The sequence below is a fragment of the Pseudoalteromonas sp. S3178 genome (assembly GCF_005886985.1).
Lineage (GTDB): Bacteria > Pseudomonadota > Gammaproteobacteria > Enterobacterales > Alteromonadaceae > Pseudoalteromonas > Pseudoalteromonas carrageenovora.
In genome coordinates this window covers 16,087-39,609 of sequence record NZ_PNCW01000007.1, presented here as the reverse complement: position 1 = coordinate 39,609, position 23,523 = coordinate 16,087, and the positions used below count along the sequence as shown (strand labels likewise).

Annotated in this window: 21 protein-coding genes; 7 read left to right on the top strand and 14 right to left on the bottom strand. The window is 40.8% G+C overall.

Annotated elements, in window-relative coordinates:
* Nucleotides 1-52: 52 nt before the first annotated feature.
* From CWC11_RS01835 to CWC11_RS01810, 6 genes are all read right to left on the bottom strand, one after another.
* Complete coding sequence (locus CWC11_RS01835) at nucleotides 53-1,144, bottom strand: OprO/OprP family phosphate-selective porin (RefSeq protein WP_138681353.1); 1,092 nt, start codon at nucleotides 1,142-1,144, stop codon at nucleotides 53-55.
* Nucleotide 1,145: 1 nt separating this feature from the next.
* On the bottom strand, nucleotides 1,146-1,733 hold the full coding sequence (locus CWC11_RS01830) for a DUF4956 domain-containing protein (RefSeq protein WP_138681352.1): 588 nt from the start codon (nucleotides 1,731-1,733) through the stop codon (nucleotides 1,146-1,148).
* 1 nt (nucleotide 1,734) lies between these two features.
* A complete protein-coding gene (locus tag CWC11_RS01825; RefSeq protein WP_138681351.1) occupies nucleotides 1,735-2,649 on the bottom strand; it encodes a polyphosphate polymerase domain-containing protein in 915 nt (304 codons plus the stop codon).
* An 84-nt stretch (nucleotides 2,650-2,733) separates the two neighbouring features.
* Nucleotides 2,734-5,295 (bottom strand): CotH kinase family protein, encoded by a 2,562-nt coding sequence (locus CWC11_RS01820; RefSeq protein ID WP_138681350.1) that lies wholly within the window; start codon nucleotides 5,293-5,295, stop codon nucleotides 2,734-2,736.
* A gap of 238 nt (nucleotides 5,296-5,533) precedes the next feature.
* Nucleotides 5,534-6,661: a zinc-binding dehydrogenase gene (locus CWC11_RS01815; protein WP_138681349.1), complete on the bottom strand. Its 1,128-nt coding sequence runs from the start codon at nucleotides 6,659-6,661 to the stop codon at nucleotides 5,534-5,536.
* Nucleotides 6,662-6,704: 43 nt separating this feature from the next.
* Nucleotides 6,705-7,382 carry a glutathione S-transferase family protein gene (locus CWC11_RS01810; protein WP_138681348.1) on the bottom strand — a complete coding sequence of 226 codons (678 nt, stop codon included), beginning with the start codon at nucleotides 7,380-7,382 and terminating at the stop codon, nucleotides 6,705-6,707.
* 166 nt (nucleotides 7,383-7,548) lie between these two features.
* Between CWC11_RS01810 and CWC11_RS01805 the strand changes: the two genes are divergently transcribed.
* The 4 genes from CWC11_RS01805 (at nucleotide 7,549) to CWC11_RS01785 (ending at nucleotide 12,105) form a co-directional block, all read left to right on the top strand.
* Nucleotides 7,549-8,475 carry a LysR family transcriptional regulator gene (locus CWC11_RS01805; RefSeq protein WP_138681347.1) on the top strand — a complete coding sequence of 309 codons (927 nt, stop codon included), beginning with the start codon at nucleotides 7,549-7,551 and terminating at the stop codon, nucleotides 8,473-8,475.
* 222 nt (nucleotides 8,476-8,697) lie between these two features.
* The gene (locus CWC11_RS01800) at nucleotides 8,698-10,665 is read left to right on the top strand and encodes an SPFH domain-containing protein (RefSeq protein WP_138681346.1); all 1,968 of its coding nucleotides are present in this window, start codon (nucleotides 8,698-8,700) and stop codon (nucleotides 10,663-10,665) included.
* Between the two features lie 83 nt (nucleotides 10,666-10,748).
* Nucleotides 10,749-11,207 carry a thioredoxin family protein gene (locus tag CWC11_RS01795; protein WP_138681345.1) on the top strand — a complete coding sequence of 153 codons (459 nt, stop codon included), beginning with the start codon at nucleotides 10,749-10,751 and terminating at the stop codon, nucleotides 11,205-11,207.
* A gap of 460 nt (nucleotides 11,208-11,667) precedes the next feature.
* On the top strand, nucleotides 11,668-12,105 hold the full coding sequence (locus tag CWC11_RS01785; protein WP_249330634.1) for a hypothetical protein: 438 nt from the start codon (nucleotides 11,668-11,670) through the stop codon (nucleotides 12,103-12,105).
* Between the two features lie 121 nt (nucleotides 12,106-12,226).
* Here the strand turns inward: CWC11_RS01785 and CWC11_RS01780 are convergent, their stop codons facing one another.
* Complete coding sequence (locus CWC11_RS01780) at nucleotides 12,227-13,105, bottom strand: LysR family transcriptional regulator (RefSeq protein WP_138681343.1); 879 nt, start codon at nucleotides 13,103-13,105, stop codon at nucleotides 12,227-12,229.
* A gap of 137 nt (nucleotides 13,106-13,242) precedes the next feature.
* Between CWC11_RS01780 and CWC11_RS01775 the strand changes: the two genes are divergently transcribed.
* The gene (locus CWC11_RS01775) at nucleotides 13,243-14,319 is read left to right on the top strand and encodes a YeiH family protein (protein ID WP_138681342.1); all 1,077 of its coding nucleotides are present in this window, start codon (nucleotides 13,243-13,245) and stop codon (nucleotides 14,317-14,319) included.
* Nucleotides 14,320-14,345: 26 nt separating this feature from the next.
* On the opposite strand, the gene CWC11_RS01770 is transcribed toward CWC11_RS01775, so the two are convergent.
* The 4 genes from CWC11_RS01770 to CWC11_RS01755 all read right to left on the bottom strand — a co-directional run bounded on the left by CWC11_RS01770 (nucleotide 14,346) and on the right by CWC11_RS01755 (nucleotide 18,752).
* The gene (locus tag CWC11_RS01770) at nucleotides 14,346-15,653 is read right to left on the bottom strand and encodes a DASH family cryptochrome (protein ID WP_138681341.1); all 1,308 of its coding nucleotides are present in this window, start codon (nucleotides 15,651-15,653) and stop codon (nucleotides 14,346-14,348) included.
* Nucleotides 15,654-15,773: 120 nt separating this feature from the next.
* A complete protein-coding gene (locus CWC11_RS01765; RefSeq protein WP_138681340.1) occupies nucleotides 15,774-16,112 on the bottom strand; it encodes a transcriptional regulator in 339 nt (112 codons plus the stop codon).
* A 151-nt stretch (nucleotides 16,113-16,263) separates the two neighbouring features.
* A complete protein-coding gene (locus CWC11_RS01760; protein ID WP_138681339.1) occupies nucleotides 16,264-16,974 on the bottom strand; it encodes a winged helix-turn-helix domain-containing protein in 711 nt (236 codons plus the stop codon).
* 50 nt (nucleotides 16,975-17,024) lie between these two features.
* Nucleotides 17,025-18,752 carry a DUF885 domain-containing protein gene (locus CWC11_RS01755; protein WP_138681338.1) on the bottom strand — a complete coding sequence of 576 codons (1,728 nt, stop codon included), beginning with the start codon at nucleotides 18,750-18,752 and terminating at the stop codon, nucleotides 17,025-17,027.
* Between the two features lie 227 nt (nucleotides 18,753-18,979).
* Between CWC11_RS01755 and CWC11_RS01750 the strand changes: the two genes are divergently transcribed.
* Nucleotides 18,980-19,567 carry a DUF4202 domain-containing protein gene (locus tag CWC11_RS01750; RefSeq protein ID WP_138681337.1) on the top strand — a complete coding sequence of 196 codons (588 nt, stop codon included), beginning with the start codon at nucleotides 18,980-18,982 and terminating at the stop codon, nucleotides 19,565-19,567.
* A gap of 39 nt (nucleotides 19,568-19,606) precedes the next feature.
* Nucleotides 19,607-20,110, top strand: a complete 504-nt coding sequence (locus CWC11_RS01745) for a TFIIB-type zinc ribbon-containing protein (protein ID WP_138681336.1) — start codon at nucleotides 19,607-19,609, stop codon at nucleotides 20,108-20,110.
* A gap of 56 nt (nucleotides 20,111-20,166) precedes the next feature.
* Here CWC11_RS01745 and der read toward each other — a convergent pair whose 3' ends face one another.
* The 3 genes from der to CWC11_RS01730 form a co-directional block, all read right to left on the bottom strand.
* Entirely contained in the window at nucleotides 20,167-21,633 is a 1,467-nt protein-coding gene (gene der, locus CWC11_RS01740; protein ID WP_058550518.1) for a ribosome biogenesis GTPase Der, read from the bottom strand.
* 74 nt (nucleotides 21,634-21,707) lie between these two features.
* Nucleotides 21,708-22,886 (bottom strand): outer membrane protein assembly factor BamB, encoded by a 1,179-nt coding sequence (bamB, locus tag CWC11_RS01735; RefSeq protein ID WP_138681335.1) that lies wholly within the window; start codon nucleotides 22,884-22,886, stop codon nucleotides 21,708-21,710.
* A gap of 10 nt (nucleotides 22,887-22,896) precedes the next feature.
* Nucleotides 22,897-23,517, bottom strand: a complete 621-nt coding sequence (locus tag CWC11_RS01730; protein WP_058550520.1) for a YfgM family protein — start codon at nucleotides 23,515-23,517, stop codon at nucleotides 22,897-22,899.
* Nucleotides 23,518-23,523: the final 6 nt, after the last annotated feature.

Genomic DNA, 23,523 nt, shown 5'->3' with positions numbered 1-23,523 from the left:
TAACACAGGGGCTTTATAGTTTTAGGCTAACCGACTAAACACGCAAAGCGCATTAAAACGAATATTGCAGCCTTAATGAGATTGCGTTGCCTGATGTGATAGTACCGCCCGCCTCAAAGTAATCGGCTTTAATGTAGTCGGCCATAAATTTTATGTTTTTGTTTACGGTGTAGTTAACGCCAAGGGCGTAGGTTTTTGCGTCTTGGTTTTCTTGCTTGAGTTTTAGTAAGCTGTAGCGGCCTGTAAGTTCCCAGCCTGGCTCTGAGCTTGCGCCTAGTTTTGCATTTTTATACTTACGGTATCCGCCCGATAGCTGATAACCAAATTGCAAATAGCCGCCTTCGTAATCATTGGTTGACTCTTCAATACTGGTTACTTGTGCTTGTTGCCACTCGGCCATCATGGTAAATCTGTCTTTTAGCCATAGTAGCTCTATGCCTTGTTGCGAGAGGCTATCGGCATTAATTTTATCGCCTTCTATTAATGAGTCGGCGGTATAAACTTCAAGTGGTTCATTTACTCTAAACTCGTTGCCATCGTACTGTTGCTCGCTAAATGCGAGGCCTAAGTGTAATAAGTTAGTGTTTTGCTGCCACGGCACCCAAGCTAAACGCCCTGTAACTGCAGACGTTGCTTCGTCTTCGTCGGGCTTGTAATAACCTAGTTGCCAATTTACTGAGGCTATGTCTCCCGATAGGCTAATACCTAAACTACGCCCTGGCGAAAACGCTTCACTTATCATGCTGCGTTCAAGCATTAATAAATTACGAGAGCTAGTTAGCTTTTCTAGGCCAAAGCCTTCTTTTTGCTGGCCTATGGTCAAATCGGCAAATTTCCAGCCAGAGTATTCTAAGTAAGCGTCTTTTATTTCGGTTTCGCCATCGGCAAAGCCAAGCTGAAATTTACTTTTCCAGTCTTTGCTTATGTCTGATTTAAAACTCAGGCGAGCACGGCGTATTTCAGAGGTACTTTCTGAGCTGTTGCTGTTGTATTGATCCTCTAATAATGAGGTATCAAACTTGTTGTAGTCGAGCATGATATAGCCACTTAAATCTATATCGTCGTTAATTTTGGCAAAGCTTGCATTACTCACAAAACAAAGTGCTGAAAGTGCCGCGTAAGTGATCGTTTGTTTAGAGGTCATGTTAGGCTGCCTTTGCTTGTTTATTAGCTAAATAACTTACTTTTAGTTGTGCTACGTCTCTTAAAAAGTCGATGTGTTCTATATCTACGGCAACTACGTTTAGGCCCGTGCGCTGTTTTAAATCATGGATGAGTGTTGCTTGGTTTTGTGGGGTTATATTTTCTATGCGCTCGTAGCAAACACTTTGTACTTCGTAGCGTTTTACAAATACGCTTGAGTCAATTAAAAAGGCAATTAAGCAAATTATGCCATTAAGAATGCTTAGCTCAATTAAGCTCATTTGCCCTACAGAGGTGAGTAATGCAATTGCGGTAACGAGGAATAGGTAGGTCATCTCTTTAATAGAAATAGACTCAGTACGGTACCTAAGCATGGTAAACACAGCAAATAGGCCAAAGGCAAATTCCATCGACATATCAACGCCGTGTAGCAAAAAGGTAATAATAAAAACGCCTACGCCAAATAAAATAAACGAGCCTGCTACTACCGCATTTTTACTAATACGAAAGTAACAGCCATAGCAAAGTACAGCCAACGATAAGATGTTTACTAAAAAGCGGGAAAGAAAAATAAGATCCAATTTTGTCATTTTAATTATTCTCTAAAGGTAAAAGCGGGTTAGTGCGGTTAAGGTGTTTTAAACGGGCTAAAACAGGTTTAAAGCGGTTTACTTTTAAGCGCTCTGGGTAGAGCAAAGCACAGCCAATGCAGTATTTACTAAACGAGGCCGGAAATATGTGGTGTTTGCTCATAAGCTTATAAAATGGCGAGTGTTTTGTTTTTTTATTTTGCTTAAGCTCGGCAATAAAAAAGCCCGGTAAGGTTATTTTGTTATCGCCTTTTGGGGTGTTGTACCACAAGTTAAAATCAAGCGTTAAGCGCTCTGCTTTTTCTTCGTTAGCTAGGGCTATGCGGTTATAGCCGCTTTGCTGGGTTACGTTTAAATGTGCAAAGTTGTTTTTCATTTGCTCTTTCATAAACGCAGTACAATGGGCTTGCTCGTTATTTTTTTCGAGCTTTATACGTGTTTTTACTGTGCGACTTTGGTTGTTTTTTAGTTTTACTTCTAGGTATTCGGTGGCTGTATCAACGTAGCGCCTTTGGCGTACTTTGTAGCGGTTAAGCTTTCCGTTATGGTGGGCTTTATATAAATCAAGGTTGGGCGTATCAAAGTACTGGTTATAATAAGAAAATAAACGCTTACCTTGTATATCAAGTACCCTATACTGGCCTTGTATATGAGTAAGCAGCTCAGGTAAAAAAGACAGTGGTAGCATAAACTTGCTGTCTACACGGTTCATTAAATTAGCGTTATTAAGATCGTTTAATCCGTAACCTTCAAACGGGGCGAGCAACTCGTTAATTAAGGTTGTTAATGAGCCTTGCGCATCTGGTTTTTCAGGCTGAGCCTGCTTATTTTTAGTGTTTATAGCAGTAATTGCTACAGGTGAGATTGAAGCGTCCTTTTCAAAAAGTTCATCCTTAAAGCGTGCTTGAATGGTCATAATTTTCTCAGATTATTAAATTACAAAGTAATAAATTGCAGTACCTGCATGGGTGCATGCAGGTACTGCTAAAAGGATGGATTATTATCTAGCGCAAAATCCGCTGCCGTCGCCAGCTGAAGGTAATGAGCCATCAAGCTGCGCGGCCATATTTGCTACGCGGTACTGCATAAACGACGTTAAGCCATAAAACTGCCCCGTAGTTGATGTGAGGTTTTGCTCAAAGTAATCTGAGCCATAAAAACTGGTAGGGTCGTTTTGTACGTGCTCACGAATTAGGTCGGCTATTTCATTTACGCGGGCACTAAAGGTGTCGCTTGAAAGTGAACCGTTAATAAGCTGTGTTAAGTAACTGTGGTATGTATCAAGGTTATTTTGATCAGCAAATACATTGGCAAGCATTGGGCGTTCATTTAATGCGCCACTTGCGGGTTCATCAATATAAAGCTCTCTTATATCTACGCTGTTACAGTCCATATTAAAGGTGCCGAATGATTCGTTAAAATCCCATGGCAAAATACTAAATACGCCGTCTTGGTCATAAATATAATAGTTATGAGCAAGTGTACCGTGGTAACTATCTAAATTAGACAGTGAAGTACTTACCGACATATAACGCAGTAATGTATCTTCATCTATGGCGTTGGTTTCACCTGCATCGAGCGATTCTACAAAGTTAATAAATGCGCCGTTATCGGTGCTCTCTTCGTTGGTTTGTAGGTTTATATCCGTATAACTTTGTATGTCGTCGCCTAGCCATAGCAAATCACTGCCTGTGCCATCTGGTTTGTATAAATCGCCATTACTGTTGGCAAAGTGTTTTTCTAAAAACTCACCATCAATGGCCTCTACCATTAAATACAAACCAAATAGCTCCCCGTTTACATAAAAATTAACGTAAGCATGCTCAGGGGTAGGTACACCCATTTCATCCATTAGGTCGTAGGCGATTACTTCACGCATGTACGACGGGTCGTTAAACGAGTTTTGTAATGTAAATTTTTTCAGCTCAAAAAAGGTTTGCCCCGACACATATTCATTAATATCAACCTTAAAGCTGTAGCGGTCACTGCTTGAGTTAGCTACGGTGCTTAAGCTTGAGCCGCCTTTAGTTCGAATTGCCACGCTGTCTAGCGTTACTCCGTTAAAGGTAATACTGGTTTCGTGATATTCCTCATCAAGTGGGTTGTCTAGGATGTCTTGCCAGTTTTCGTCAGTAATTGTAATAGAAAGCGTATTAACAGCCGTGGGTGTAAATGCGCTTGCAACTGTATTTTCACTACTTGGGGTCGGTGTTAAAAACGCATGAGTAAAGCCGGTGTTGTTACTTAGGCCATAACTAAAGCCCGTGGCTACATCGCTCTCGTCCCAATCAATGTAGTCAATTACTTCGTCGTTGAACATTAAGCTTAGCTCGTCTTCTTTGCCTAGCTTAAAGGGTACGTAGTAAGTACCTGGATCTTCGTCGGTGGCATAAATAGTAATGTATTGGCCTGCGTATAAATCTATGTCGGGCAGGGTTACTGGGTCTATGTCGTCGCTTTCATCAATAACGTGGTAGTTGGCTAAGTTAATTGTATTGTCGCTGTTATTGTATAGCTCAAACCAATCGCTGCCATCGTCTGCGGCGCTTGCCACCACTTCGTTAATAACGAGTGGCCCGTGAGTTGCTTTGCTGTTTTGGCTAAGCTCTGTTGGAGTGAGTACCGCAGTTGCATCGCTGCCATCAGGGTAGCGGCCATAACTGTAACCACTTAGTGCTTGGCCTTTTTTCCAAGCGAGTTGTTCTATAATTACGTTGTTACTGTATAGGCTTACGGTATCACTTGCGCCTAATTTAAACGCTACGCTTGGCAGGTCATCTAAATCGTCGGTACTTGCGTAAATACGGTAAAACTCACCGGGCGATAACGTAATATCAGGCAATGCAAACTGCTCGTTACTGTCATCACTCAGGGTGTAGTCTGCTAGGTAAACATCAGTGTTACCCGTTGCATAAAGTTCTATCCAGTCCTCACCGCCGCTACTATCTTTTGCTACTACTTCGTTTATGCGCAGTGGGGCATCTTCAGCAATTAGGGTTGTAACAAGTGTAGAGGTGTCGGCTGTTTGGTTAGCTGCGCCTTCTGTTGGCGTTAATGTTTGCGCTGTGCCGGTACCATCGGTGTATAAGCCATAACTAAAGCCTTCAGCGGCTTCGCCTTCTTCCCAATCAAGTACAGAGACGGCAGTGTCGTCCTCGTATAACGTGACTGCATCGTCGCTACCTAATTTAAAGGTTACGTAATAGCCGTTGTCGGGCGGTGTGTCGGTTTCATCAATGGCTTGAATAACAATAAACTCACCTTGCGAAAGCGAAACGGCAGGTAAAGTTTGGGGCTCTCTGTCGGCGTTGTCATCAACAAGCGAAAATACTGATAAGTCGGCTATGTCTGCAGTGGCGTAGAGTTCTACCCAGTCGTAGTTGGTATCACTTGGGCTTGCAACAATTTCGTTTATAACGAGTGAGCCGGTGCTGGTGGTTGTTTCAGTTTGATCAGTGCTTTGCTCTGAGCTGGCGTCGCTACTTTCTTCACTACCACCACAACCATACAAAAAGGCAGTAGAGGCAATAACTGAATAAAATAGCATGGGTTTTATATTCATTGATGCGATCTTTTTTATTTTATTAACGTCGCAAAACTATAAAAATAGAAGGTGCAAACAATGTGTAAACATTCAGTAAGTTACGTTTTTGTGATGATTTTATGAAGGGTTTTAATAAACAGTAATGAGAGGCTTTATACTGTGCATTAACCCCACAGCTAGGCTGTGATTAGCATGTATATTTATAAAAAAGCAGATACTGCTGCAAGTATCTGCTCTATAAGGGAGTGGGTTATAATTAAGCGTGTGGTTTAACTAAGAATTTTTCGCCAGTAGCTTGTTTAGAATAAGCGGCAATTGACTCCAGTTTTAATACCTCAGCGAGAGTAACCTCATGTGTATAATTGCTTGCAAAGGTGGTTGTTATTTCATCTGCTACACGTTTACGCATTTTCATTACAGTTTCAGTGCCTAATTTACCTAAGGCATTAAATAGTAAAAAGCCACTTACAGCCCATGCAAAACCAAAATTACGATTGAGTGTAATAGGCCCGCGATCTAACGCACCGTATATATATGCTTGTTTAAACGTGTCTGAGCCATATAGGCTGTGTTCTTTCATATCGCGTGCGGCCGCTACTTCCATACAATTTAGTATATCGCTTGTTAATTGGCCGCCACCAATTGGGTCAAACGAAATAGTCGCGCCAGTTTCAATAATGGCCGCTGTTAAATCGTCAATAAACGTATCACTGCTTGAATTTACAACGTATTTAGCACCCATATTACGCAGTAGGGTTTCTTGCTCTGGCTTGCGTACAATATTAATTAAATCAACGCCATCGGCAATACAAATACGGTTTAACATTTGCCCTAAATTAGAAGCCGCTGCTGCATGAATAATGGCTTTATGGCCCTCTGCGCGCATGGTTTCTACCATGGTTAGTGCGGTAAGCGGGTTTACAAAAGACGACGCTCCCTCTTTAGCGGTAGTGCCTTCTTTTAATTCTAAACAGCTTTGTACTTTAGTACATAAATACTGACGATACGTACCACCACCAATAACAGCCACAGTTTTACCCATTAATGCTTGTGCCGCTGGCGATGAACCCGCAGCCACTACTGTACCAGCACCTTCATTGCCTACGGGTACAGCTTTGCCTACGCGTTTTTCAAGCGATGACATAAATTGCGAAGGTACATTTGCTGTAATAACAGGGTTGTGATCAGTTCCCGTTTGTTTTGCTGTGCTCATATCGGCTGCGCTAAATAGCACACCTAAATCAGATGGGTTCAGCGGTGCGGCTTCTATACGTACTACCACTTCATCGGCCTGTGGTGTTGGCATATCTATATTTTTTAAAGCAAGCGTTAGGGTGTTGTCGTTGTTAATTGTTGAAGTAAGTTGTGTATTTGTATCTGTCATAATACTGTTCCTATAAATTGAGAATGGGTAGCGTATAGCGTAATTACTTGCTTTGAGCTGCCAGTATTTGTGCTGTTACCTTTTGCATAAACTCAGGCATATTTGCTTGGCGATCTGCCTCTATTTGCTGAGCAATGGTCGATTGACTCATTTTTGCTTGCCACTCTTTCATACCAGGTATTTCGGCCAGTACATCCCAGTTAAGCTCTTTTGGCGTGAATGCGTTAACCACTGTATTTACGTAGTAAACATAAATATCTGCCATGCTAAATTGTTCGCCTGCTATCCACGGCGAAAAATGCGTTAATTCACAAAGGGCGTTTACACCGCGCGTTAAAAGCTTGCGAATGTCGTCTTTTACGTGTTCAGGGGCAGGGGAGCCTGTAAATACATACGGGATTAAGCGCCTGCTTGGCAATTCGAAGTAAAGCTCACTTATTTTCATTATTTGGCGAACAAAAGCACGCTCGGCTGAATCTTCAGGGTATAGCGTGTTGCTTGGGTAGGTTTCTTCAAGGTAGTCGCAAATAACGCTCGACTCTGCAATATTTAGCCCATCAGCGGTGGTAATAGCCGGCACTTTCCCCATAGGGTTTATAGCTAAAAACTGCTCGTCGTTGTTGTATATAAGGTGCTCATTAAATGGCAGCTCTTTGTGTAAAAGTACATGCTTAACCAAGTTGTAATAGTTACTAGCTGCGAAGCCGTGCAAAGTAATCATAATGTAGCCTTTGGTTTTAAGCTTTAACTATTGGCGTTAAATAAATTAAAGCGTGTAGATAAGTTAAGATTATTATTACTGGTTTTAATTTGCTTATATATAGGAGAAAATGCGAATCACTTTTGTCTTTAAGGCAATAACAAGGCTTATTTAACCCAGAGGCAGCATGGATCAACTAAAAGCCATACGGTATTTTATAAAAGTAGTCGAAACAGGCAGTTTTACTAAAGCTGCAAAAGCGTTTGGTGTGCCGCCTTCGTCGTTGTCGCGCCGAGTAGCCGATTTAGAAAAAAGCTTAGGCGCTACGCTTTTAAAACGCTCAACCCGCATTGTGAAGCTTACCGAAGTTGGGCATATTTACTACAACGATATGCAGCAAATTTTGGGGCAACTGGCGCAGAGCCAAGAAACAGTGCGCAGTTATCAAACTACACCCATGGGGCGATTATCAATTAGTTGTATGGTTGGCTTTGGCGACAAAATTTTAATGCCGCTACTTGATGAATTTAGTGTTTTGTATCCCGAAATTATACTAGATGTAAGCCTAAGTGATGAGCTTTCTACCCTTGGGCGTGACGACGTTGATATAGCCATTCGTGGAGGGTATGCACCTAACGAGCGCGTGTTAGCAATTAAGCTTATGGATAATAGCTTTATACCTGTTGCATCGCCTGGGTATTTGCAAAAATACGGGACGCCTAAAAGTGCTATGGAATTACTGCAGCACCGTGGCCTATATTTTAAAACACCCTCAGGGCCTACGCCATGGTTATGTAAAATAGATGAACAATGGCACGACGTATCAGCGCCTACCGTCGCTATATCAAATAATGGGAATTGGCTGGCTAAAAAAGCCTGCAACGGAGAAGGGATATTAATGTCGACTCGGTGGGCGCTTAAATCCTACCTTGAAACAGGTGAGTTGCAAGAGCTTAAGTTTGAGCATGAGTTAGCGATAACGCAAAACACCAATATGGCCGTTTATCTGTTGTACCAAAAGCAGCGCTATTTAGTGCCAAAGGTAAAAGCGGCGGTCGACTTTTTAGTGCAAAGGATAAAAGAAACAGATGGAAGTAATAAGCGAGCAGAATAGCACTTGAAAGTTGGGTTGTAGACAAATGAGTGATGGGTTGTCGGGTGGCGCTTCGCTTATTCGGCCTACGTTTATCCGGTTTTGATTTATGTCATTTATGCTTATTAAATTTATTAATGGGTTGTTTGTATAAATAATAGGTAAAAAATATCTTCTTAAGCTAAAGATTTTAATGCGGTGTCCGATAGATTACTTAATAGGGTTTAGCGATTAAGGATAATCATGGTTAATAATATATTTGGCAGTCAGGCTAACCTAAGCACTATGCTTACCCAATCAGTTAATAACGCTAACCAAACACCTGCAACACCTTCACTGCATAACAGTGGCGACCTTCAAGCTATTAATGATTTACAAACTAACGCGCCTAAAATAACCGACGAGCTTCTTAGTCAGTTAAATAACGAAACTATTGACGAAGCACTGGCTAGTAATCAAAAAGTTGAGGATGTTTTACAACAGCAACTTACCTCGCTATTTACTATTTCAAGTACGCCTAGCACGCTTAACTATAAACTCTCCAATGAAGAACTCGCCCTGCGCACCGTAATAAGCTCTCAGCATGAGGGGTTATTAAAAAACGAAAACAGTACCCAATTAATTGAGCGATTAAATACATCCGTTAAAAATATTCAAGGTGCTTACGCTAATACCAGTGATATTTTATCGAGTTTAGGACAGCTTGGGCATGAGCAAAAAACCTTTTTAGCCTCAAGCCAGCAGCGTGTTGAGCGCACGCTTAATCCGTACATGGAAAGCCTTAATCGCAAAAAATACGAGGATGACGATAACAACTTGTTTGAGCTCTCGGTAAAAACTAAAGAAGGTGATGTTATAAACATTACCTTTAACTCGTCACAAGGTTACGACGAAGAAACAGGTGAAGCGATAGATGGCTTTGGTATAAGTTACGAAGTAAATGGCGATTTATCTGAGGCTGAGCACAAGGCACTTTCGCAGGTGCTCAGTGGTGTTGGCGAAATGGCCGATGAATTTTTTAAAGTGAGTGAAAACTCATTTAATCCTATTCTAGTGCCAAACCAAACAGACATGAGTTTATACTTTTTAGCAGGCTTTAATAGTGAGCAGCTAGTGGGTTTTAATGTATCGTTTTCAACAACGCAAAATGATGCGCTTGATACAGGCGAAAACACGCTTGATTTAAGTTACTCCATTGATGAAGCATCAAATCAGCAAGCGCTTGTGTTTAAGGCCGAGAGTGGGCAAAACGACATTGATTTTGCACTCGATATGTCAACCATTGGCGCTAAAGACACACAGCAAATGCAGCAGTATTTAGCGTCGCTAGATCAAAGCTTAGAAGATAGCCGAGTAAATAGTGCAGAGGATAGTAAAGACTCGGCATTTGGGCGCAAAGGCGACGAAGCAATGCAGCAGGGCTTTGCATTATTTAAAGGCGCTTTTGCGAGTATGTCGTCAGCGGCTGAGCGTTATAGCAATTTGGAGTCACTTGCAGAACAGCAATTTAATGACGGGCGCGCTATGGTTGCCGATTTGGTTGATAACATGGTCACAAACGATCCTCGTTACCAAGGGTTAGGTGATAAAGCACCAAATACGTTGGGGGCGGGTGTGTCTAAGCTCGCTGATTTTGATGCTACCTTTTCGTACGCACTGGATAGTGGCGACTATCAGCCTAAAAGCACTATTGAGCTAAGCCAAGCGACTGAGCAAACCCAATTAGGCGAGCTTAGCGGTTTAACACAAAGTAAAAACGTAAATAGCCATTTTGATTATCAATACAGTCGCCCTGACTACTACAACAAAGCAGAGAGCTATAACGTAGGTACCGCAGTTAAAAATAAAGAACTTGTTGGGCTTGACCAGTCTCACGAAGTTGATGTTGATACAAAAATGTATGGGTTTAACCCGCAAACAAACCAATTCGAGCTGCAAATGGCAATGCAAGAGCAAACGGTGAGTAAAAGCGACATTCGCTTAATTGATGATATTTGGCTCGAAGAAAACGAAAACAGCTACTCTATGCATAAAAAAGAGCGCGATGAGAGTGATGACAAGCAAGACGATTTTATAGAAACAAACCGTCACTCGCATACTAAGCTTGTTACCTTAATTGGTGATTTAGATAAGCTAGCTGAGAATAAAAACGTAAGGCGAGAGTATTTAACTAACTTATCGCAAGTAAACTTTTTTATGGATAAAAAGTAACACCTGAGAGCTGTTCACTCCACGCTTAATATTGGGTATAGTCGTCTGATACCTAAATTAATACCTAAATTAAGAGTAACCTCATGTTTAAACAATTAATTTTATTGTGCGCGTTAAGTATGCCGCTTGTAAGCTGCGCTGCTACGGCGCCATTTTCGGGCGAGATAAGTACGCAAGCACTGTTAAGCGATTACGATAAGTTTAATAAGCAGTACAACGCATTTACACCAACCGAGCAAGATATAGCCTTAATGCAAAAGCTCGCAGGCAAAGAGCTAATTGTATTATTTGGTACTTGGTGCCACGACAGCCAACGCGAAGTACCAAAGCTGATTAAGTTACTTGAAGAATCTAAGGTAGAACTTGCAAGCATTGACTATGTGGCCGTGGGTTACAACAAACGCGATGATGCAGGCATCGCACAGGCGCACGACTTACAATACACGCCTACGTTTGTTGTTAAACAAAATGGCAAAGAGTTAGTGCGCGTAATTGAAAAGCCAACGGGTACGTTAGCGCAAGATTTAACTAAGGGTTTGTAAGGTCTATTCTCATGTTATGGCAATTCAATTAAAAGGATGTATAAAGTTTGGTTTTTTGTGATTTGCTGCTAATAACAGCCTGTCATTTAACATCAATTAGTTAAGTTTTATGTGAGCATCAACTCGCGATTTTTATAATTAATATGGATATTTATGAAGTGCAAAAAGTGTAAATCAGGAATTACCTCCCCAGTTGTTAAAACGACAAATATTAACGGGACTCCAATCGCGTCATCATCTTGCCCAGTGTGCGGTGAAAATTTAGATGGTTCAAAAAGATATTGGGTTTTATTAATTATTTTACTTATCGGCATTGGTGTAGCATCAAGGTATTTTTCTTGAGCCTGGTTATATTAACCAAATATGTAAATGAGCAAGGCATTGGTTTTGTTCATTAGTCGCTTATTTTATCCGACTCATTTTAGTCCTTTATTTAAAAGTTATGTGACTTATGAAGTTAATGAGTTCTGAAAAAATTCAATTGTGGTTCTTGGTTAATGCCAACAAACTATATGTAGCTGCAGCTATTTTTGGTGCTATTTTTATTTTAATTTGGGGGGATGCTTCTCAATGGGAATACGAGGAAGATAAAAATCACTTCAGCACCTTTTTTTCATCCATTGATAGCCGAATTAGTTTTATGAGGCATGGTTATTCAGGTACCAGTTTAAGAGTTGTTTTAAACTTTGATGCTGAAGGGCTCACCCTGGATGAAATAAAAAGTATAACTCCAAAGTATAAATATTTAATTCTTGAACGAATTTGTAATGACTTAGAGACCTTAGAAATTTTAGAAGACGGCTACTATTTTGATGTGGATTTAAGGGATACCAGTTCCGAACACATGTTTAAAAACTATTTTAATTTAATAGTGAAGCATGAAAGGTGTGTCACCTAACGCAAGAGAGTTTTAACTCAGCTAACAGGCACGAGATAAACTAAAGTGCTCAAATTTCGACTTTACATATTAAACTTTATCTCAATTTGCTAATGGTGCCTTACTTCTCACATTGTGAGCACTATTCACCAAATAGGCTTTTTTCGAATGCTTGCGCTGCATGCGAAGACGGTCTGTCTTTATAATGCAGTTGATAAAGCGGCCGAGAGAGTTGTTCGTTATTTTTTTGGCTCAAGCGAGTTAATTTTCCTAGCTGCACTAAATCCTCAGTAACTACATTTGGCAATAAAGCGACCCCCATACCTTGAGCGACGGCCCTTGCTATGGCTTCGTTGCTGCCCAATTGCATACTTTGCTCTGCTTGTACGCCATGCTCTGCTAATAACTTTTCCGACATTTCTAAAGTGCCAGAGCCTGGCTCGCGTAATAACCAAAATTGCTCGTTTAACCATGCTTTTAAGTTTTTAGTGGGCTTAAAGTTACTGGGTATAACGATACTCATTAAATCATTTTGCCAGTGTTTACTTATGATATGCGGCTCGGTAGGTGTGCCTTCAACCAGTGCTAAATCGATGGTGCATTCAAGTAATGCGTGCTCAATTTGCGCGGTATTAGCAACTTGTACTTCTACTTTTATATGCGGGTACTGAGCGCAAAATTTGGCTAAATAGGGCGGTAGCCAATAGCTGGCAATGGTTGTGCTAGTGCCAATAACGAGCGTGCCGCGCTTAAGCCCCGTTCGCGATTTAATATCGTCAATGGCGGCTTTTTCAATGGCAAAAATACTTCGAGCATGTTCAAAAAGTGCTTGTCCGCCTTCACTTAAGGTAAGTTTTTTACCCTTAGATGCGCGTTCAATAAGTTGAATATTTAACTGATACTCAAGCTCTTTTAAAGCCTTTGATACCGCAGGCTGGCTTATAAAAAGCGCTTCGGCTGCACCTGAAAAGCTACCCAATTTAGCAACTGTATAAAACACCCTAAGTGCATGTAAGTTCATTGTATAACCTTAAATTGCATAACTTTTAATTGTATAGCTTTAAGTTATCGAATCATGATTTTAATATATTGGAGTTATATTTTGAGCTTTCTTACAATTAAGTCAACACATCAACATTGTTTAATTGAGGGAATATTATGCTTAGCGCTATTAAAAGTGGGTTTCAACCTTTGGGTATTAATACTAAGCAGTACAGTGATACACGCTGGTGGTTAGGTATGCTGCTAGTGGTTATTTTAGCGGGGGCATCTGTTGCATTAAGTAAGTTACAAATAATGCAAACTGCGCAATTTAGCTCACTCACTATTGGTATTGTTCTTGGCATTATTGTGGGCAACAGTGTGTTTTCGCGCATAGCTACGCGTACAGATGTAGGTGTTGATTATGCTAAAAGTATATTACTCAAAGCGGGCGTTGTGCTGTTTGGTTTTAGAATAACCTTTACGCAAGTAGCGGGCGTTGGTTGGCATGGCCTATTAACCGATGTGGTAATGCTGCTAGGTACTTTTATATTGGCAGTGCAGCTAGGTAAGCGCGTATTTAAGCTCGATGAGCAAACAACCATACTAATAGGCGCGGGTAGTTCTATTTGCGGTGCTGCAGCGGTAATGGCAACTGAGCCCGTTATAAAAGCACAGGCGCATAAAGTATCAGTAGCGGTAGCAACGGTAGTGGTGTTTGGCACGTTAAGTATGTTTGCCTACCCGATAATGTTTGAGTTTATGGGGTTGAGTGAGCACGCTTACGGTATTTTTGTTGGCTCAACTATTCATGAAGTAGCGCAAGTGGTTGCAGCGGGCACAGCGGTAAGCGCCAATGCGGCCGACACCGCCGTGATTGAAAAAATGTTACGCGTAATGATGCTTGCACCATTTTTAGTGGGCTTATCGTTTTGGCAAAGTAAAAAGCATGCAAACATACACGCACAGGGCAGCGAGCATAAATCTGGAATTACTATCCCTTGGTTTGCGGTGTTATTTATAGTGGCAAGTGGAGTACATTCGTTATCGGTTATTCCTCAAGGTGTTACAAATGCCATTGTATGGTTTGACAATATATTGCTCACCATTGCTATGGTTGCACTAGGGCTGCGTACACATGTTGGCGCTATTCGCCAAGCGGGTATAAAACCACTGTTATTAGCAGGCTGTTTGTTTTTGTTTCTAACCTTAGGTGGCTTTGCCATTAATGTAGGCATTGCGCAGCTGTTTTAAATATAACCTGATGGAGGTTGATTGGCTTATATAGGCCAATCAACTTCGTTTAAGCTATCCAACTGCGCGCTGGTATTTTTATTACCTTGCCATTTATTAGTGTAAATATCGTGCGGATCAAACTGCGCGGTTTGCTTTTCAATATTAAAGTGGCGACCGCCACGCGGGTCAACCCCTACACCGGCTATGTACTGCCAGTTGCCCCAGTTAGCCGCTACATCGTAATCAATCAATTGCTGCTCAAAATAGGCTGCGCCGTATCGCCAATCAAGGCCAAGTTCGTTCACTAAGCAGCTTGCTGCAATTTGCCTTGCACGGTTTGAAATGTAACCCGTAGTGTTTAGTTCTTCCATAATGGCATTTACAAGTGGGTAAGGCGTTGTGCCGTTACACCAAGCCGCAAAACGTATTGGTATAAAAGTAGTGAGTGGTTTAGTTTGTTTTTGACCTTTAAAGCTAAACAGGTTGCTACCTGCTTTAAGTGCATGCCATTTAAAATACTCTCGCCATAGCAATTCAAATTTAATCCAGTAAGTAGACTCGTTTGCCGTGTTGCTTTGCTCGTAATCCTCCACAGTTTTATACACTTGTTTTGCACTTATACAGCCAAAGGCAAGCCAAGTACTAAATTTGGTGGTGTTGTTAAAGCCATCAAGTTCGTTTCGAGTCGTTTTATAAGTACTTGGCATTACACCTGCAAAATACTGCTTTAAATGTGCTTGCGCGCTGTTAAGCCCGCCATGCATTACGCCTTTATTTGTTATACGTTCTATAGGTTTTTTGGCGCATAAGGTTAATGGTTGAGGGAGCAAACCGTTTGGCAAAGTAGAAGGTGTAATGCGGCTATTAGCGGCCTCTACCTTTTTACGAAACGGGGTAAAGTGTTTAGGTAATTCGCTTAAATCAAAGGGGAGGTCGCTTTGTTTATAGAGCGTATCTTGCTGCGTTCCTGTAAATTGTGTATTTGGGCAATGTGCTTTGAGTAAGTTTATTTGGCGTTGCTCGTACAGGCCAAATTGCTCGCTGTATACCACTTCATCTATATTTTGCTCATTTATACGCGCTTTTAAAATCGATACGGGTTCGCCCTCAAGCACATGCAGGGTTTGCCCACGCTCAATAAGTGTTTGTTGTAGCTCGTACAAGCTTTGCATCAAAAACTGCTGCTTATGTATGCCGTAGGGTTTTTGTTGGTAGTTATTATTTTTAAACCAGTGCGGATTAATAACAAATACAATATCAAGCGCGCATTGCTGCAACGCTAGGTCACTAAAAATTGGGTTGTCGGTTAGGCGTAAATCGTTTTGTAGCCAATATAAAATGCGTTTGCTCATACTTATGCTCTGGTTTTTATAATCATTAACCTTACGAAGCAAAAGCGGGTAGGGATTAGTCAGCTGCAAGTTTTAGTAATGAAGCGGTGAGCAAGTATTGCTTACTCACCTGTTTAGGTTTTATTTAACTGGTTTGGTCGTGTTAGTGAGGTTAATAGATACATAAGCAATTAAATACACAAATACGCTAAGCGGTAAACTACAAATAAATAAAGCAGTTTTGTACTTTTTAGCAATAGATGGTTTAGGCAGTATGATTGCAAAAACCATATTCATTGCTAACCAAAAAATAGTAACGAGTGGTGAAAGCGTTGTTTTAGCGCTTGATAAATCACACGTGCCGAATGAAATACTGGCAATAGATGCGTTACCTATTTCTATACATTGCGCGTTACCTATTAGGCTGATGGTAACTAATGTTGTAATTAATAATAGTGTTAGCGGCAGTAAATGTTTCATATTTTTTCCTTAATTATTTAATTTTATGGGTCGCTCTAAAGCGCCTAAATAAATTAAAACGTTAAGTGAAAAATAACGATAATTAAGCCGTTAACTAGTTATTATAAAGTTATAACCACGATATTACCTCGGTTATAACTTTAATAAACATTTAATATTCAATGGGTTGTGTTTTTACTTCAGCTATAAGTTGATAACCTCGCTTCATTACAGACTTTATATATTTGGGGTTTTTTGTGTCGTTATCGTTAAGGGCTACACGTAGTTTGCTAATAACTCGCCTAACAGCGGTGTCGGTTACTATTTGATTCTCCCATACATTATTGTGTAACTCTTCTAGGCTAACTATCCTTGGTTGTTGTTCAACTAAATAGCTTAGTACCTGCATGCATTTAGGCTCTAATGTGAAGTGATTATCTTCTTTAATTAAGGCCTGTTGCATGCTGTCAAAAATGTACTCACCAATTATTTGCTGCTTAACGCTCGGTTTTTCTATAACAGGCTCTGCGCAATCATGGTTAGGTTGGGCTTTATTTTTTGCGGTGTTTGAATATTTTTTATAAATGCGAGATACCATCATTCCAGTTAAATTCATTAATAGTACTAACGGGCTCAGTGGGAACGCACTAAGAAAAAGTAAATATTTAAATCCCACGTGTATATTTGGTTTATTAAGCATTTGCCCAAACAACACGTTTAAAAGCATCCATATAATAAAATAAGGCGTAAGGGAAATTGAATCTGTTTGCTCCCCACAAACGCCATATTCTACGCCTTCAATGTAGTTTGGTGCGTCTAAACAAAACGCATTAGCTTGGCTGCTAAATAAAATGAGTGATATAAAAATAAGTAGGTGTTTCATTAAAAAGTCCATTTAGAAAGAGGCGGTAAATAATACCGCCTCCTTCAATGTTAAATAGCCGATTTTTGTTTTGCTATCCAATCGTTTATTACGTCTTCAAGTACTGCCATAGGGAGCGAACCTTGGCCAATAACAGTGTCGTGAAAGCTGCGAATGTCAAATTGTGGGCCGAGTTCTTTTTCGGCTTTTGCACGCAGTTCGCGTATTTTTAGCTCCCCCATTTTGTAAGAGAGTGCTTGGCCTGGCCATGAAATATAACGATCTATCTGATCTTCTACGGCGCTTTGTGGTAAAGCCGTGTGGCTTGCTAGGTAATCAATCGCTTTTTGACGGCTCCAACCAAACGCATGAATACCGGTATCAACCACTAAGCGCACTGCACGCCAAATTTCGTAACCTAAACGACCAAAGTCGCTGTATGGGTTTTGATAAAAGCCGGCTTCTTTGCCTAAGCGCTCTGTATATAGTGCCCAACCTTCGCCAAATGCAGAATGGCTAAGTGTGCGTCTAAATTCGGGTACATTTAACTCCATAGCAATGGCATTTTGTAAGTGATGCCCTGGTATGGCTTCGTGCAGACTAAGTGCTTCTAAATTATATAAAGGCTGCAGCTTTGGAGTTGAGGCTAAAAAGTAAGTGCCAGGAGAGCGGTTATCAGCAGGTGGCATATAAAACGCCCCACGACTCGCTGAGCCTTTTATAGTAAAGGTGTTACGTGGTAAATGGCCAAAGTAAGTGGGGAGTTTGCCATACATTTTTTGCGTGATGAACGCGGTTTTTTCTAGCAGGTCTTGCGCGTCTTTTGCGTAAAATTGCTCATCGGTTGCTAAAAATTCTAAAAACTCACTATAGGTGCCATCAAAACCAACTTCATCAATAATGCTTTGCATTTGCGCTTTAATACGCGCAACTTCTTTAAGACCTAGTTCATGTATTTGTTTAGGTGTGGCGTTTGTTGTGGTGTAGTAATTAACCGTGTACTTGTAGTAATCAAGCCCGCCTTTCACGCTTGCAATGCCCGGCTGCGCTCTACAATGTGGCATATAGTCATTTTTAAAAAAGTCGTAAAAATGCTGATAAGCAGGAATTACTTTGTCTTTAATTACTGCTTGGGCTTTTTGTTGTAAGCTTGCTTTTTGCGATGCACTAAAGGTATTAGGTATACGCTTAAAGGGCTCGTAAAGGGCGCTGTTTTTGGGGTTGTTAACTATGTTCGCGCTAATGCTTTGGCTGTAATTTTCAAAGGTTTTACAATAATGAGTAAAGCCTGTTTTTATACCTTCTTTCATTAAATCAATATTTTGCTGATTAAAGCGCGGGTAGTCGGCAAGGCTTATTAAAAATGCGTTGTAATCATCAGCTGTTAAAAAAGCCATGTTAGCCGGCGCTTCTGCAAAGTAAGTATGCCAGCCACTTAAAAAGTTAACCGGAAAATACTTATCTTGATAAAGGTAGCTTTGCTGCTCGGTTTCTCGCTCATATTTAAATAAGCGGTAGTTCATTAGCTGCTCGTTGTTGAGCGTTTTTGGGTCAATGCTGGCTAAGCTTTTTAGTACGCTGTTGTTATAAGCTTGGCGCTTAGCAATGGCTTGCTCGCTCCAATTTGGTAATGTGCCGTTTGGTTTCCAACCATCTGGATCGGTCCGAAAAAATATTTTCTCAGATTTGGCGTTTTGCCAATGGTTATCAATAATGGTTTTTAAATCGCTGTTACTGTCGGCTAGGCTTGGTAGCGATGCAACCGCTAAGCAAATGGCTAAAATACTTTTTTTAAACATATTATTCTCATTTTTAGCGCGTTGATTTTTATTAGTTTACGCACATATGTTATTTTTGTTTCTAAGATAATAACAAGTTAACTTAATCAATGCGCCTACTTTTATAACCTGTACTTCTTAGTTTAACTTTTGATTGAACAAATTTCACTGCGTAACTAAGTGGCGCACTAGTTTATTGTTTTACCAGCGTTTAGAATGATTAAAACTTATTATAAAAAATGACCGTCATGTTTAATAAAGTAATTACCTTAATTGATGAAGCAAACAACCAAGACCCTAATACTGAGCAACTTAATGGTGAGAGTGTTCCCAAAGAAAGCCTCTATGCTACTCGTATGAGCGACATGCTTAGCCGTTTTAACCCAGGTGCAGATGAGCTTATGAAAATTGCAGTGCGTGGGCAGCATATACAACGCTGGAAGTCGCCGCGTAGTGACTTTGAAATGAACAAGCAAGGCTATCATCAATGGCGCAGTGCACTTTATATATTTCATGCAAGTAGTGTTGTAGCGCTTATGCAGCAAGCTGGTTACGGTGATGCTGAGCAAAACCGAGTGTACGATGCAGTCGCTAAAAAAAATATTAAACGTAACCCCGACAGCCAACTAGTAGAAGACGTAGCAAGCTTAGTATTTATTGAGCATTACATGCTTGGGTTTGCCAATGCAAAACCAGATTACGATGAGCAAAAATGGATAGGTATTATTCGCCGTACATGGCAAAAAATGTCAGACGACGCGCATGAGTTTGTACTTGCAGGTAATATTACATTACCAGCGCCGCTTGTTGGGCTTATTCATAAAGCACTTGAGTAAAGTAGTGTAAGTTAAGTATTAAAATAAAAGGATTTTAGAATGTTATGCCCACGCACAAATACCTCTCTTGAGCCGTTGTTAATTGGCGGGATTACTGTTTTTACGTCAGCGCAAGGCGGCGTATTTTTTGATAACAGCCAAATTTTTAAGTTTAGCTCGCCTGAGTTAAAGCATGGTCAGGTTCTACTTAAGTATTTGAGTAATTATACCGAAGGCGAGGGCGAAGTCTCATCGCGAGTAAATTGCCCTAAATGCCCAAGTATTGTGATGATGCGCCGGTATTTTTCACCGCTCAAAGTGGTTGAGATTGACGAGTGCCCAGGTTGCGCTGGCATATGGCTTGATAGTGGGGAGCTTGCAAAAATACACGAAAACCATTTAACACCCAAAGAGCGTAAGCTGTTAGCCCACGAAATGGCCACCAATCATGGGTTTATAACTATTAAGTCGCCAAAATCTAAGTATTACCCCAAAGCGCCTAAAAATAGCCAAGACACCACAGTTGAGCGGTTGGTGCAATTGGCATTACTTAATCTTCAATAAAAAATGGCGTACTAAAAAGTACGCCGTTTTTTTGTAATAAATTAACTCTAACGAATTTATTTATTACGGTTTTCTTTTGCAAAAGCACGTATTTTACGTTTTTGCGAAAGCGTTACTTTATTAGTACGCCCTGCAAATGGGTTATCACCTTCTCTAAATTCAATTTTGATTGGGGTGCCCATAATTTTAAGTGCTTTACGGTAGTAGTTCATAAGGTAGCGTTTGTAGCTATCTGGTAAATCGTGAACTTGGTTACCATGAATTACAATACGTGGCGGGTTATAACCACCGGCATGCGCGTATTTAAGCTTAACACGACGACCACGAACAAGTGGCGGCTGGTGATCTGCCTGTGCCATGTCCATAATACGGCGAAGCATTGCGGTGCTAATACGCTTAGTTGCTGACTCGTACGCTTCATCAACCGATTCAAATAAGTGGCCAACACCTGTACCATGAAGTGCAGATATAAAGTGTAAGCGTGCAAAGTCAATAAAGCCTAAACGGCGATCAAGCTCTGTTTTAATACGGTCTTTAACGTAGTCATCAAGCCCATCCCATTTGTTCACAGCAATAACCAATGAACGACCTGAGTTAAGCGCAAAACCTAATAAACTTAAATCTTGATCAGAAATACCATCGCGGGCATCAACAACAAGTAGTACAACGTTTGCATCTTCAATTGCTTGAAGTGTTTTAATTACTGAGAATTTCTCAACTACGTCACTTACTTTTTTACGCTTACGAACACCTGCGGTATCTATTAAAATATATTCTTTGTCGTTACGAGTCATCGGAATATAAATAGAGTCGCGGGTTGTGCCTGGCATATCGTATACAATTACACGTTCTTCACCGAGTATACGGTTTGTAAGTGTTGACTTACCTACGTTAGGGCGGCCGATAATAGCCAGTTTTACAGGTTTATCTGCAAATGCTTGATGGTCTGTATCGTCGCCTTCACCTTCTTGATAAAGGTCAATTAGGCTTTCGTCATCGTCTGTTACATCTTCGTCTTGTGCAGCTAGTTCAGCAATTACTGGCTGAAGAGTTTGCTCAAGTAGTAATGTAATACCACGGCCATGTGCAGCAGCAATATGGTGTATTTCACCTAATGATAACTGGTAAAATTCAGCACAGTTTGAGTCTGCATCAATACCATCGGTTTTGTTAGCAACAACAAAGCTCTTTTTCTCTTGCTTGCGCAAGTGATTAGCAATGGCTTGGTCAGCTACGGTCATGCCCACGCGGGCATCAACCAAAAACAACACTATATCGGCTTCTTCAATGGCGAGTAATGACTGATCAGCCATTTCTGTTTCAATGCCTTCCTCAGAGCCATCAATACCACCCGTGTCTACCACGATAAATTCAAAGCCATCGTAATTAGCTTGGCCATATTTTCTATCTCGTGTTAAACCTGGAAAATCGGCTACGAGCGCATCACGAGTACGTGTTAAACGGTTAAATAATGTGGATTTGCCCACATTGGGTCGCCCAACTAGAGCGATCACGGGAAGCATAAACTACCTCTTTAAAAAACAACAAAAGGCTTCGCAGTGCGAAGCCTTACAAAAAACCTTTAAGTGTTAGCTAGTTAGTTAGGTATGTTTACCACACTAACTTCACCATCACGGGTGTATAAAATTAGCTTGTCGTCGGCAACAATAGGCTCAACAAAAAAGCCTGAGCTGTCAAAGTCTTCACGAGATACTAACTCGCCAGTTTCTTTGTTAAGCCAATGTAGGTTACCTTCTTGGTCACCTAAAGCTAAGTGGTTACCTGCAACTGCAGGACCTGTTAGGTACCAACCACGTAGAGCGGGTTGGCTCCAACGTTCAATACCTGAATTTTTATCTAATGCGTAAATTACACCATCGCTATCTACTAAGTAGATAGTTTGTGAATCCATCGCAATTTCGCGGTAGCTGCTGTATTCACGTTTCCATACAACATTGCCAGAGCGAATATCAACTGCAGCTAGGTTACCGTTGTAGGCAATTGCGTAGGCGTATGGGCCGCTAATAAGTGGCTGAGTATCTACGTCAACAAGGCGTTCAAATTCTGATGCACCTTTAGCAACTGCTATTTCGGCACTCCATGCAGAATAACCACTGTCTGAAATTAATACGCTAAGTTTGCCTGTTTCAAGGCCTACTAAAACACCACCGTTTGCAACAGTTGGTGAGCTTTGGCCGCGTAAAGTAAGTGGTGGAACTTCTTGTTCAAAGCTCCAACGCTCTTCGCCAGTATCTGGGTGAAGGGCTAACAATTTACCTGAACCTAAATTTACAAAAATTAGGCCATCACCTGCTGTTGGTTTAGACAGAGATTCGCCTGGTACTTGTTTACGCCAAACTTCTTCACCGGTTTCGCGGTCAAGGGCAATAATAAAGCCATGTTCAGAACCTATGTATATTTTACCATAGGCTTGCAAAATACCACCTGATAATTTTGCAGTTCCGTTGTCGCTCCAAGGCCAGATAGATAAATCTTGGCGTACATCGGTTTCCCATTTTACATCGCCATTAGCTAGCGATAACGCTTCTACTTGGCCTTCGCGGCTGGCAACAAAAATAGTATCTTTATATACCGCTGGCGATAAACGAGAGAAATAATGCTCAACGCCATCACCCACTGATTCTTGCCAAACTACGTCTGTTTCAAATTGATTTACAATTTCAGGTAGTACTAGTTCGTCTTCATCATCGCTTGATGAGCAACCCATTAATGTTGCCATACATAAGGCAAGCGTTGCTGTAGTTATTTTTCTCATACCTAAAACCTTATGCCGCTGGGCTAGTTACTGCTAGGTCATCTAACTTAATTTGTAAAAGTGGGTTACCTGTTAATCCACCTGCATCTACTGCTGCTTGATACGCAGTACGAGCTTGTTCTTCATTACCTTGCTCTGTGTAAATATCGCCTTTAAGCTCGGCAACGTTTGCATCAAATGCTTCTGGTAATGGTGCATTTAGTGTAGATAATGCATCGTCATATTTAGTTTGTGCAATTTGAATACGTGCTAAACGTGTAATGGCAATCGCTTTTAACTCTGTGTTTTCTACGTTTGATACTATCCAGCTTAATTTTTCGCTAGCAACATCTAACTTTTGTGCTTCTACAGCATCTTTAGCGGCTACAAATGCAGCTAGGGTTGCGTAGTTAGTGTCTTTGTTTTCGCTGATAAATGTATCTGCAGATGATAAAACATCATCGCTTTCAACAAGCTTAGTGTATGAATCAGACGCTTGCTCAGCGGTAGTAATTTGGTTTTGGTTATATGCTTTCCAACCATATAAACCGCCTAAACCAACAATTACACCTAGCGCAAGTGAAAGGCCGTTTTCACGGAAAAAGCGCTTAATGGCTTCTGCTTGTTGTTCTTCTGTTGAATAAATGTCCATTCTTAC